Source organism: Actinoplanes sp. CA-051413 (genome assembly GCF_050955795.1).
Classification (GTDB): Bacteria; Actinomycetota; Actinomycetes; order Mycobacteriales; family Micromonosporaceae; genus Actinoplanes.
In genome coordinates, this window is sequence record NZ_CP192100.1 from 8123010 (window position 1) to 8135081 (window position 12072).

9 protein-coding genes and 1 pseudogene are annotated in these 12072 nt (G+C 69.3%); 5 read left to right on the plus strand and 5 right to left on the minus strand.

The window, feature by feature from the left end:
* Positions 1 to 60 precede the first annotated feature (60 nt).
* Together ACQP2Y_RS38275 and ACQP2Y_RS38280 are read right to left on the minus strand one after the other, a co-directional pair.
* Positions 61 to 1065 (minus strand): TAXI family TRAP transporter solute-binding subunit, encoded by a 1005-nt coding sequence (locus ACQP2Y_RS38275; RefSeq protein WP_433721205.1) that lies wholly within the window; start codon positions 1063 to 1065, stop codon positions 61 to 63.
* Positions 1062 to 3182 carry a TRAP transporter permease gene (locus ACQP2Y_RS38280; protein WP_433721207.1) on the minus strand — a complete coding sequence of 707 codons (2121 nt, stop codon included), beginning with the start codon at positions 3180 to 3182 and terminating at the stop codon, positions 1062 to 1064. Before ACQP2Y_RS38280 ends, ACQP2Y_RS38275 begins: the two co-directional genes overlap by 4 nt.
* A gap of 132 nt (positions 3183 to 3314) precedes the next feature.
* Here ACQP2Y_RS38280 and ACQP2Y_RS38285 point away from each other — a divergent pair, with 132 nt between their 5' ends.
* Positions 3315 to 4193, plus strand: coding sequence for a CDP-alcohol phosphatidyltransferase family protein (locus ACQP2Y_RS38285; protein WP_433721209.1), 879 nt, complete (start codon positions 3315 to 3317; stop codon positions 4191 to 4193).
* A gap of 153 nt (positions 4194 to 4346) precedes the next feature.
* Here the strand turns inward: ACQP2Y_RS38285 and ACQP2Y_RS38290 are convergent, their stop codons facing one another.
* From ACQP2Y_RS38290 to ACQP2Y_RS38300, 3 genes are read right to left on the minus strand one after another with little or no spacing between them, the layout of a single operon-like run.
* The gene (locus ACQP2Y_RS38290; RefSeq protein ID WP_433721210.1) at positions 4347 to 5327 is read right to left on the minus strand and encodes a hypothetical protein; all 981 of its coding nucleotides are present in this window, start codon (positions 5325 to 5327) and stop codon (positions 4347 to 4349) included.
* A gap of 9 nt (positions 5328 to 5336) precedes the next feature.
* Positions 5337 to 5981 carry a response regulator transcription factor gene (locus ACQP2Y_RS38295; protein ID WP_360815530.1) on the minus strand — a complete coding sequence of 215 codons (645 nt, stop codon included), beginning with the start codon at positions 5979 to 5981 and terminating at the stop codon, positions 5337 to 5339.
* The gene (locus ACQP2Y_RS38300; protein ID WP_433721212.1) at positions 5972 to 7069 is read right to left on the minus strand and encodes a sensor histidine kinase; all 1098 of its coding nucleotides are present in this window, start codon (positions 7067 to 7069) and stop codon (positions 5972 to 5974) included. The genes ACQP2Y_RS38295 and ACQP2Y_RS38300 overlap by 10 nt, the downstream gene beginning before the upstream one ends.
* Before the next feature lie 151 nt (positions 7070 to 7220).
* Here ACQP2Y_RS38300 and ACQP2Y_RS38305 point away from each other — a divergent pair.
* From ACQP2Y_RS38305 to ACQP2Y_RS38320, 4 genes and pseudogenes are all read left to right on the plus strand, one after another.
* Positions 7221 to 7844, plus strand: a pseudogene (locus ACQP2Y_RS38305) (ABC transporter ATP-binding protein); the annotation flags it as partial.
* 116 nt (positions 7845 to 7960) lie between these two features.
* Positions 7961 to 8713 (plus strand): ABC transporter permease, encoded by a 753-nt coding sequence (locus tag ACQP2Y_RS38310; protein WP_433721213.1) that lies wholly within the window; start codon positions 7961 to 7963, stop codon positions 8711 to 8713.
* Between the two features lie 39 nt (positions 8714 to 8752).
* Complete coding sequence (locus ACQP2Y_RS38315) at positions 8753 to 10255, plus strand: alpha/beta fold hydrolase (protein ID WP_433721214.1); 1503 nt, start codon at positions 8753 to 8755, stop codon at positions 10253 to 10255.
* 81 nt (positions 10256 to 10336) lie between these two features.
* Complete coding sequence (locus ACQP2Y_RS38320) at positions 10337 to 12025, plus strand: AMP-binding protein (RefSeq protein ID WP_433721215.1); 1689 nt, start codon at positions 10337 to 10339, stop codon at positions 12023 to 12025.
* The last annotated feature ends 47 nt before the right edge of the window (positions 12026 to 12072 follow it).

The window sequence follows — 12072 nt, forward strand, 5'->3', positions numbered from 1 at the left end:
GGTCAGCGCCATGCACCCACGCACGAGATCCAGCTCTTGATCTTCGGTTTCGCTCCGGGCCTACTTCGGCGCGTTGAGCCCGTCCAGGGCCGCGACCGCGCCGCGGTGCAGGACCACCGGGTCGGTCTTGCGGGCCTGCTCCAGGGTGATCTGCTTGGCCGCCGCGTTCGCCTGCTCGAGCTGCGGTTTGCGGTCGAAGAGCGTCTTCGTCAGCACGCAGGCCACGTTGGCGTCGAGGTTCTCCCGGACCAGCAGGAAGTTCGGCACGACGATGGTCGGCACGTCCGCCGCGGTCTTGTAGGTGGTCGCCGGGATCGTTCCGGTCTCGTAGACCGGGTTGATCTTCTTGAGCTCCGGCAGCAGTCCGGTGATGTCCAGGAACTCGACCTGGTCCGCCGACGTGGTCAGCAGGTCGGTGATGCCCGGGGTGGGCAGGCCACCGGACCAGAACAGCGCGTCGATCGAGCCGTCCTTCATGCCGTCGACGGTCTTGACCAGGTCCAGCCGCTGGGCCTGGACGTCCTTGTCCGGGTTGAGGCCCGCCGCGGTCAGCACCCGCTTGGCGATGACCTCCGTGCCGGACTTGGGCGAGCCGGTCGAGACCCGCTTGCCCTTCATGCCCGCCACGTCCTTGATGCCCGCGGCCTTGCGCACGATCACCTGGGTGTAGTTGGTGTGGATGCGGGCCAGCGCCTGGATCGGCTGCTTCGAGGTGAAACTGTTGGTGCCGTTGACCGCGTCGGCCGCGCTGTCGGCCAGCGAGAACGCGACGTCGAACTCGCCCGCGACGAGCTGCTGGATGTTCTGCACCGAGGCGCCGGTCTCCGCCGCCGTCGCCTTGACCTTGCCGCCCGTCGCGGCGATCTGCTCGGCGTAGGCGTTGCCGAGGGCGAAGTAGACGCCCGTCGCGTTGCCGGTCGCGATGCCGATCCGGGTGTCGTTGGCGACATTGCAGGTCACGTCGCCGCCGGCGTCGACCGTGGCCGCGTCCTGCTTGCCGCCGCAGCCGGTCAGCGCGGCCGCGGTGAGCGTGCCGGCCGCGGCCAGTGCGAATGCCTTCCTCATAACGTGGTCCTCCCCGTTCGATGGATGATGGCGATTCCCGCAGCCAGTGCGAGCGCGACGGCGCCGGCCGCGATGGTCAGCGGCGCCAGGTAGAGCAGGAGCAGGCCGGCGACTCCGCCGAGGACGCGGCTGGCCGGCCCGGCCGCCCCGATGCCGGGCACCCAGCCCCCGGTGGCGACGGCCAGGCCGACGACCGCGAAGGCGGCAACGACCGTGGCCCAGACGACGCCGGTGACCGGCCCGCGGGCCAGCAGGTATTCGCCGGGATCGGTGAGCACAAAGGCGATCGGGGCCAGGAAGGCGGGCAGCGCGTACTTCAGCGCCTGCCACATCGTGGGCACGGTGCGGCCGCCGGTGATCGCGCTGGCACCGACCGCTGCGAGGGCCGTCGGCGGGGTGACCTCGGAGAGCACGGAGTAGTAGAAGACGAACATCGCGGCGGCGGGCGCCGAGACGCCGAGCCCGAGCAGGGCCGGCCCGATGATCACCCAGCCGATGATGAAGCTGGCCGTGACCGGCACGGCCAGACCGAGAACCGCCAGCGCGATCGCCGCCAGCACAACCGTCAGCGCGAGCACCACGGTCGGGTTGTCGCTGACCGCCCGGGCGCCGTCGATCAGCAGAGACGCGAGCTGAGCGCCGAGACCGGTCTTGGTGGTGGTCGCCGTGATGATGCCGGCCGCGGCGCAGACCGCGACGACCGGCAGCACACCACGGACACCGGCCGACAGCGCGGCGAAGAGCCGTCGCGGGGTGAGCCAGGCACGCCGGTCCAGGAAGGAGAGCACCGCGGCCAGCAACGTCGCATAGACCACGGCTCGGGTGGCGCTCTGCCCGACGGCGAGCAGGAGCACGATGAGCACGAGCGACGAGAAGTGGTAGCCGAAGCGTCCCAGCAGCCGCCACGCGCTGGTCGCCGGAGCATCGATCGGCCGTACCTGGAAGCGCCGCACGTCGATCTCGACCGCGAGCAGAATGCCCAGGTAGTAGAGGACGGTCGGGATCATCGCCCAGCCGAGCACGGTCAGGTAGGAGACGTCGAGGTACTCGGCCACGATAAAAGCGGCGGCGCCCAGGGTCGGCGGGGAGAGGATCGCCCCGACGCCGGCGGCGGCCAGCATGCCGCCGGCCTGCTCGGCCGGATAGCCGGCCCGGCGCAACATCGGCCAGGTGACGGCGCCGACGCTGACGGCGGTCGCGGTGCCGGACCCGGAAACGGTGCCGAGCAGGAAGCCGGCGGCGACTGCCGTACGCCCGGCGGCGCTGCGCGACTTGCGGAAGGCCGCGACGGACAGGTCGACGAAGAAACGGCTCGCCCCGGACAGATCAAGCACGGCACCGTAGATGGTGAACAGCACGATGTAGGTGGCGGCCACGTCGAGCGGGGTGCCGTAGAAGCCGCTGCCGGAGTTGTAGAGCGCGTCGACGATCTGGGCGAAGTCCAGCCCGGAGTGTGCGATTGACCAGTTCTGCGGGAGCAGGCCGCCGTAATAGCCGTAGGCCAGGAAGGCCAGGCAGACAATGGGCAAGGCAAGCCCGGTGGTACGGCGGCAGGCTTCGACGACGAGCACGAGCATGACGGCGCCGGCGATGACGTCGGGGGTTTCCAGGAGGCCTTGGCGGTTGAGGAACTCGTTGTAGCCGCCGCCGAAGGGGTTCACCGGGTACAGGCAGACCAGGAGGGTGATGGCGGCGAGCGCCCAGTCGAGGGGAGACGGTAGGTCGCGGCGTTTTGGCTTGATCGTCTTGAGATCGGGCTGGTCCGCCTCGAGATCGGGCTCGTTTTTCTTTCTGGGCGGGAAGCCGGAGCGGTAGACGAGGAAGACGAGTGGCAGGGTGCCGGCAAGGAAGATGATCAGATAGAACTGGCTGCCCTGGGCGAGCGGCCGGAACACCTGCCAGAGCACAAGCAGCGCGGCGGCGAAGGCGACAACCGCGACGGCGATGCCGATGCGACCGGTCAGAGCCCGGGCGGGACGCTCCTCGTCATCGAAGTGGACAGCCGCCGGATCGGCGAGCGGGCTGTCCGGAGGCCGGTCCGCGGCCACCGCGGAAGGCGGACCGTCGGGGCCGTCATCGGCTGCCGTCCGGCCGGTCCGATATCGACCGTCGACCATGAACGGACCGTACCGTGCACCGTGGGGCTTGTAACCTGTCATTGACGCGACTGTGGATAACCCAGGACACCGTCTCGTCACAAATCGGGCAAAAGTAGTTTCCGCTCCGGGCCCGGACCGTTGATACCGGTTATGGTGCGTCGCTCTTCTCTGCAGGACATCCGCGAACAGACCTACAAGGTCCGTGACGCGTGGTGGACCGTCCTGCTCGTCGATCCGCTCGCGGCCAGGCTGGTCCGCCTGGTCGCGCCCTACCGGTGGATCACCCCGAACCTGCTGACCGTGGTGGCGATGCTGCTGGGAGTGGGATCGGCGGCCTGCTTCCTGGCCCAGGACCGCTGGTGGCTGATCGCCGGTGCCGTGCTGTTCCACCTGAGCTTCGTGGTCGACTGCATGGACGGGAAGGTGGCCCGGCTCAACGGAACAGGATCCCTGTTCGGAGCCTGGTTCGACTTCATGTTCGACCGCCTCCGGGTCTTCATGTGCGCGGCGGCCCTGTTCGGCGGCCAGTACGCACGAACCGGCCACGTGGCATTCCTGTGGACGCTGGTCGTGGTGACGTTCCTGGACCTGTTCCGCTACCTGAACTCGCAGCAGATGGCGAAGACCCGGCAGAGCATGCGGGACATGCTGGAAGAGGCCCGCGGCCCGGTGCCGCAAGAGCCGATCACGGGTACGGCGATTCCGCCGCAGGGCCCACGTGCCCGCTTCCGTGAGGCGCTGCTGCAGCGCCGGATCCGGACTCACCTGTTCAGCGGCATCGAGTTCGAGATGACCGTGTTCATCATCGGCCCGCTGACCGGTCAGGTCATCGCCACCTCGGTGGTGGCCGGGACGCTGCTGGTGGGCTTCGAGTTGCTGTTGATCGTGAAGCTCTGGCGGGCTACCCGGAGCTTCCCGGTGGCGTTGGCCAAGGCTGAGGCGACGGCGAAGCTGCGCAGGCAGCCGCCGGTTCGGCCGGAGAGCCGGGATGAGGAACTCGAGCTCAGCGAGACCACGTCGTCGCGTTAGGCGCGCAAGCGTCGTCGCGTTAGGCGCTGCGGCGTCGCGGCGTCGCGGCGTCGCGGCGTCGCGGCGTCGCGGCGTCGCGGCGTCGTCGCGTTAGGCGCGCAAGTGTCGTCGCGTTAGGCGCCGCAGCGTTTCCGGTCTCGATCACCGGGCCGGTTAGCTCTGTTGGTAGGTGACGGCTGCGATGCGGCAGCTGGCGTGCAGGAAGATGTAGTCCGCCCCCTCTCCCCAGCCCAGGTCGGCGCCGCTCACCAGGCCGACGTAGTCCATGGTCGCGGCACAGCTCGGGCACTGCGGATACTCCGCGTCCTGGATCCAGTCCGGGGCGCCACCGAGCGTCGAGCCACCCTCGCTCCAGGCGCTGGCCAGCCGCGGGCTCGCGCGGATCGGGCCCAGCTCGGGGAGCACCGGGGGCGGCTCCTCCGCGGAGGTGCGGAGATAGTCAGGGCGCTCGTTGCAAGCCGACCATACCGCGCCGCCGTCAGGGGTGACGTCGGTGAACAGCGTCGTGTAGTTGGTGCAGAGGAAGCAGGTGGTGACGCGCAGCCGGCCCGACCAGCCGGTGTGCGCGAGCGCCCGGGCGACGTCCGGATCCGCCGTATCAAGATCAAGGACTGTCCAGATCGGCGACGCACACCACGGACAGACCCTGTCGCCGTCGGTCTCCGTCTCTGTCTCTGCCTGCGCTTCTACCTTGTCGCCGTCAGCCTCCGGCGTGTCCACCATGTGGAGCTCGTAGGCGATCGGGCCGTAAAGCTCGTGGTTCGTACCGTCCGGGCGGAGGTCCCAGCCGCCCTGGCGCGCGTACGCCAAGGCGTCGACGTGCAGCCGGTCCATCCCCGGCGGTGGACTTTCCTGCCACCGCCGTAACGCGGCCGCCGCCGGCGCGCTCCGGACCTCGGACAAGATCAGCAGGAGGTGGCCGAGACGCTCGTCACCACGGTTGATCCGGGTGATGACCTCATCCACCGTCTCTTCATCCGCCGCCGCGAAGAGAACAGAGGGCCAGAGCAGCCCGCAATCCAACAGCTCCCGCAGATGCGGGCGCAGGACCGCCGGGTCGGCCTTGGCGATCTGCTCCAGCTCGTCCACCGCCTCCCAGTCGTCGGTGGCGGCCCGAGCGATGAGTGTGATCATCGGCGGATCCTAGCCATCGCCGAGGTACTTGAGCACCGCCAGGACGCGGCGGTGGTCGGTGTCGGTCGGCGGCAGGTCGAGCTTCGCGAAGATGTTGCTGACGTACTTCTCGACCGCACTGTGACTGACACCCAGCGAGTCGACGATGCCGTTGTTGGAACGCCCCTCGGCCATCAACCGCAGCACCTCCAGCTCGCGTGGCGTGAGCCGCTCCCGGAAGTCCGGCCGGCGGCGCACCATGAGCTGGGCGACCACCTCGGGGTCCAGGGCTGTGCCGCCCTCGGCGATCCGGCGCAGCGCGTCAAGAAAGTCACGGACCCGGGCAACCCTGTCCTTGAGTAGGTAACCGACCGAACTCGTAGCCGCCGACAGCAGATCGTTGGCGTACCGCTCCTCGACGTACTGCGACAACACCAGAATGGCGATCTTCGGATATCGGTGGCGGATCGTCAGAGCTGCGCGGATGCCCTCATCGGTATGGGTGGGCGGCATCCGGACGTCGACGACCACCACCTCGGGCTCGTGCTCGGCAACCGCACGGAGCAGCTCCTCGCCGTCGCCCACGGCGGCCAGCACGTCGAAGCCACCGTCGCTGAGCAATTTCGTCAGTCCGGCGCGCAGCAGCACCGAATCCTCCGCAAGGATCAGCCGCACGGCAGAACCACCTTGAGGACGGTCGGCCCACCGACCGGGCTGCTCAAGGAGAGCTGCCCGTCGACGGACGCGGTTCGTTGGATGAGTCCCGCTATCCCACCACCGGGCTTCGCGGCGGCGCCACCACGGCCCTCGTCAGCGACCTTGATATGCAATTCGCTCCCTCGGCGAGTCAATGTCACGGAGGCGGTCAGTGCTGCGGAGTGCTTGGCCACATTCGTCAGAGCCTCCGAGACGACGAAGTAGGCGACCGCCTCGATCGACGCCGGGCAGCGCGGCTGCACCTGCACGGAGACGTGGATCGGAATCTTGGCCCGGGCGGCCAGTCCGGAGATGGCGGCGTCCAGACCACGATCGTTGAGCACAGCCGGGTGCAGACCCCGCACGAACTGCCGTAGCTCGCTGAGCGCTGTGAGCGCCTCGTCGTGCGCCGCCACGATCGCATCGGCCTCGGGTGAGGGTGCCGTGATCGCCTCCCGGGCCATGCCGAGATTCAGCGCCAGGGACAGCAACCGCTGCTGGGCGCCGTCGTGCAGATCCCGTTCGATGCGCCGGCGTTCCTCATCGGTGGCGAGGACGATCGCCGCCCGGCTGCTGCGCAGCCAGTCCACCCGCTGCTTGAGGATCTCGACGTTGGTGGGGCCGAGCAGGCGGTCGGCGGTCTGCCGATCGTGGCGCACGAACCGCCGGGCCGCGGGCGGAGCAACGATCAGCACAGTCGCCGGGACGGCGATCAGCAACGCCCAGGCGTGATACATCAGCTGGCGTCCCGTGCTGCGCAGCGTCCAGGCCGGCTCGGGGATGGTGATCTCCAGCAGCCGGCGGAACCGCAACCGGTGCAGCACGGCGACCTCGTGCACGAACCAGGCGAAGACCAGAGGCAAGGCCAGCACTGCGACGACGTAGAGGACGACGAGGAACGCGCCGCCGGCCGGCCCGGTGACGAGGCTGAGCAGCGCGGCACCCCACAGGGTCACCAGCAGCCCGAACAGGCCGGCAGCCAGCATCGACAGCGCGGCGCCGACCAGAAGATGGCAGATCGATCGCCCGGTCGTCACGCGGTCCGTCGGGAAGAAGCGGATGTCCACGCCGTCGACGGTAGGGATCGGGGACCGGCCTGACCATCCGGAAAACCGCGGGCGTGGGGTGGGGAAAACCCCACCCTCGGCAGCGCGCACACCCCACTGACGCGGAACCGTCGTGCCGGAAACCTGGGAGGCGACCACGGAAGGAGCCATCATGATCGAGGCAAAGGGCCTGACCAAGCGGTACGGCGCCAAATGTGCGGTGGAGGACCTGACCTTCACGGTGCGGCCGGGCGTCGTCACGGGTTTCCTGGGGCCCAACGGCGCCGGCAAGTCCACGACGATGCGCATGATGCTGGGGCTGGACCGGCCGACCCGCGGCTCGGTGACGGTCAACGGGAAGCCGTACGCGGCCCATCGCACGCCGCTGCGGGAGGTCGGGGCGCTGCTGGACGCGCGAGCTGTGCATCCGGCGCGCAGCCCGTACCACCACCTGCTCGCCCTGGCGCAGTCCAACGGCCTGCCGCGAGCGCGGGTGCTCGACGTGATCGAGGCGGTCGGTCTGGCCGACATCGCCAAACGCCGCGCCGGCCGGTTCTCCCTCGGCATGGAGCAGCGGCTGGGCATCGCGACCGCACTCCTGGGCGACCCGCACACGCTCATCCTCGACGAGCCGCTGAACGGCCTGGACACCGAGGGAATCCGCTGGGTCCGCGGCTTGCTGCGCGACCTGGCCGCGCGGGGCCGCACAGTCTTCGTCTCCTCCCACCTCATGACCGAGATGGCGCTGACCGCGGACCACGTGGTGGTGATCGGCAAGGGGCGCCTGGTCGCCGACACGAGCCTGGCGAGCCTTGTGGCCGATTCGGGTCACAGCTCCCTCGAGGACGCGTTCGTCGACCTCACCAGCTCGGCCATCGAGTTCTCCTCCCCTACCCAGAACGGGAGCCACCGATGAGCGGCATGCGCGCCGAGCTGACCAAGTTCCGCTCGGTCTCCTCCACTGCCTGGTCCCTGCTGAGCGCCCTTGCCCTGATCATCGGCTTCGGCATTCTGTACGCGATGGTCCGCGTCACCCGCCCACCCGCCGATCCCGCGGGTTTCGACGCCGTCAGCGTGAGCCTGTCCGGAGTCCAGGTGGCCCAGCTCGCCGTAGGAGTCCTCGGGGTCCTGGTGATCACCAACGAATACACGAGCGGCCTGATCCGCACGACCTTCGCGGCCGTTCCCAGGCGCAGCCGGGTGCTCTGGGGCAAGGCAGCGGTCCTCTCAGTCGCGATTTTCACGCTGTGCCTGCCGGCTGTGTTCGGCGCTTTCCTGACCGGCCAGTCGGTGCTGTCGGCCGAGCACCTCGACGTCTCACTTGGTGAGCCCGGGGTGGCACGAGCGGTCATCGGCGCAGCGCTCTATCTGACGGTGGTTGCAGTGATCGGGCTCGGACTCGGCGCGATTCTGCGTCGTACGGCCGGCGGCGTCGCGGCGGTCATCGGAATTCTGTTCGGACCGCAGATGCTGGCCGGCTTCCTGCCATCGGAGCTGGCCGACGACGTCTACCGCTGGCTGCCCTCCCCGGCCGGGCTGGCGATCACCACGACGCGCCCCGATTCGACGCTGTTGTCCCCCTGGGCGGGGTTCGCCGTCTTCGTGCTCTACGCGACCGGCCTGCTCGCAGTGGCCGCATGGCGCCTCCGACACAGCGATGCCTGATCTCTCACCCCACCACCTGCTCACGCCAGGAGTCCACAAATGCTGACCGTCGCCACCATCATCACCGCGTTGTCCCTGACCGCCGGCCTCTCCGGGACCGCACTCCCCACTGAACCTCGGATCAACACGGGTAACACTCCAAAACTCTCCTGGCATCCCTGTGCTGTCGGACCGGACGATGCTGAGGGACAGGCCCTGGACGATGCCGGCGTCGAGTGCGGCGACGTAACTGTGCCGCTGGACTATGCCGAGCCGCACGGCCGCACCATCACCGTGGCGATCGCCCGCAGCCGGGGCAGCGACGCCGCGCACCACCTCGGTCCCATGATCATCAACCTGGGTGGCCCCGCGTCGCCCGTGCTGGACAGCGTTCCGCTCGCCCGGGCTGCGATGGGCGTGACGGGCGAACGCTTCGACCTGATCGGCATGGACCCTCGCTTTGCCGGTCGCAGTACTCCTGTGGATTGCCAATGGCCCGCCTATTGGCTGCCGCGCTCAGCCGGCGCCGACCGGGCGGGATTCGACGCGATGGTGGCCCTGGACCGTGACCTCGCCGGGCGCTGCGGGAGCGCGGAACGGAAGCTGCTCCGGCACGCGTCCACCGCCAACATGGCTCGCGACATGGACCGGATCCGGGCCGCGCTCGGCGCGCCGAAGCTCTCCTACCTGGGCTATTCGCAGGGCTCCTATCTCGGTGCGGTCTACACCCAACTGTTCCCCCGTCGGGCCGATCGGATGGTCCTGGACAGCGCGGTCGATCCGGCGTTGTCCGGAACGCGCGTGCTGCGGAATGCCGCTGCGGGACGCGAGGCCGGGCTGCGGGAGTGGGCCGCATGGGCTGCGGCACGCGACGCCGGCTACCACCTGGGCAAGACAGCCGACGCGGTACTCGGCACCGTGCGCCGGGTCTACGCGGCCTCGGCCCGGCGTCCACTGACCGTTGGCGCGTACCGGGTGGACGACACCCTGGTGCCGGCGTTGATCGTCACGCCGCTCACCGACGACACGGAGAACGGGGAGCTGGCCACTGTGGTGCGGATCCTCGCGCGGGCAGCCGACGGACTGCCCGCCGAGCCCACCGAGGGCATGACCGAGACGCTCGCGAGCCTTGTCGACGGGGCGGGATCGGCGACGCACACCGCTCAGACCGCGATCCTCTGCGGTGACGCCGCGGTCGCGCGGGACCCGGAGGTCTACTGGCGGGACATTCAGCGGCACCGAGCCTCATCACCGCTGTTCGAGCCCCTCGCTCGCACGATCACGCCGTGTTCCTTCTGGCCGTACGCGCCGGCGGAGCGGCCGATCGACGTGCACAACGGCACGCCCGCACTGATCGTCCAGGCCGAGAAGGACGTCAACTCCCAGCTTCCCGAGGCACGGGCGTTGCACCGGGCACTGACCGGCTCGCGGTTGATCGTGCTGGCCGGGGCTCGTACCCACGGCGTGTATCTGTTCCGGGGCGCAAGCTGCGTTGACGAGGCAGTTGACGCGTACCTGGGCAGCGGCCGCCTGCCTGCCGGCGACACGACCTGTTCTGAATGACCACGTCCGCCACCCCCGCGTGGGGGTGGCGGGCTCCCCGGCGGCGGGGCAGTCTGACCCAGATCAGCCTGAGGAGGAGAAATGGCGGCGACTGACGGTACGGCGGCGTTCCGCGAGGCCCGGGACTTCCTGCTGGAGCATCGCGAGGACTACGCCGAGGCGTACGCGCAGTTCAGCTGGCCGCAGCTCGGCGCGTTCAACTGGGCGCTCGACTGGTTCGACGTGATCGCCGAAGGCAACGACAGCCCCGCCCTGTGGATCGTCGAGGAGGACGGCTCGGAGCAGCGCTACTCGTTCGCCGAGATGGCCGGCCGCTCCAACCAGGTCGCCAACTGGCTGCGAGACCGGGGCGTCGCCCGCGGCGACCGGATCGTGATGATGCTCGGCAACCAGGTGGAGCTCTGGGACACCATCCTCGCGGTCATGAAGCTCGGCGCAGTCATCATCCCGGCGACGCCGCTGCTCGGTGCGGCCGACGCCCGGGACAGGGTGACCCGCGGCGGCGCGCAGCACGTCATTGCCCTCGCCTCGGCAGCCGAACGGTTCGCCGACGTCGGTGCGGAGGTCACACGCATCGCGGTCGGCTCACCCGCCGACGGCTGGCATGACTTCTCCGACGCCTACGCCGGCTCCGCCGAGTTCACGCCAGACGGAGTCACGCAGGCCAGCGACACACTTCTGCTTTACTTCACCTCCGGCACGACTGCGCGTCCCAAGCTGGTTGAGCACACGCACGCGACGTATCCCGCGGGACATCTGTCCACGATGTACTGGATCGGTCTGCAACCCGGCGACGTCCACCTCAACATCTCGTCGCCTGGCTGGGCGAAACACGCGTGGAGCAACGTGTTCGCCCCGTGGAACGCGCAGGCGTGCGTGTTCATCCACAACTACACGCGGTTCGACGCGCCGCGCCTGCTGCGCGAGATGCAGCGCTGCGGGGTCACGAGCTTCTGCGCGCCGCCGACGGTGTGGCGGATGCTGATCCAGTCCGACCTCACGGCGCTGAAGAACCCGCCACGGCTGGTGGTCGGTGCCGGTGAGCCGCTGAACCCCGAGGTCATCGAGCAGGTCCAGAAGGCCTGGGGCGTCACGATCCGCGACGGCTTCGGCCAGACCGAGACGACGGTCCAGATCGCGAACACCCCGGGCCAGAGGGTACGGCCGGGCTCGATGGGCCGCCCTGTCCCCGGCTATCAGGTGGCGCTGATCGACCCGCTGACGGGTGAATATGCGGACGAGGGCGAGATCTGCCTGCGGCTCGAGCCTCGCCCATTGGGCCTGATGGTCGGCTATCACGGCGATGCCGAGCTGACGGCCCAGGCCATGGCGAACGGCTACTACCACACGGGCGACATCGGCTCCCGCGACGCGGACGGCTACATCACCTACGTCGGCCGCACCGATGACGTGTTCAAGGCGTCGGACTACCGCATCTCGCCGTTCGAGCTGGAGAGTGTGCTGATCGAGCACGAGGCGGTCGTGGAGGCCGCCATCGTGCCGTCACCGGACGCACTGCGACTCAACGTGCCGAAGGCCTATGTGGTCCTGGCCGAGGGATGGCCGGCCAACGACGAGACCGCCCAGGCGATCTTCGCGCACTGCCGCGCGAACCTGTCGCCCTACCAGCGGGTGCGACGGATGGAGTTCACCGAGCTGCCGAAGACGATCTCCGGCAAGATCCGACGGGTCCAGCTCCGCGAGGCCGAACGCACCAAGCATGCGTCCGCAGACGCGACGCCCGACGGCGAATACCTGGACCGCGGCTGACTCTGTGGCCACGGACACAATGCGGGGGACGACGGGAAACGGAATGA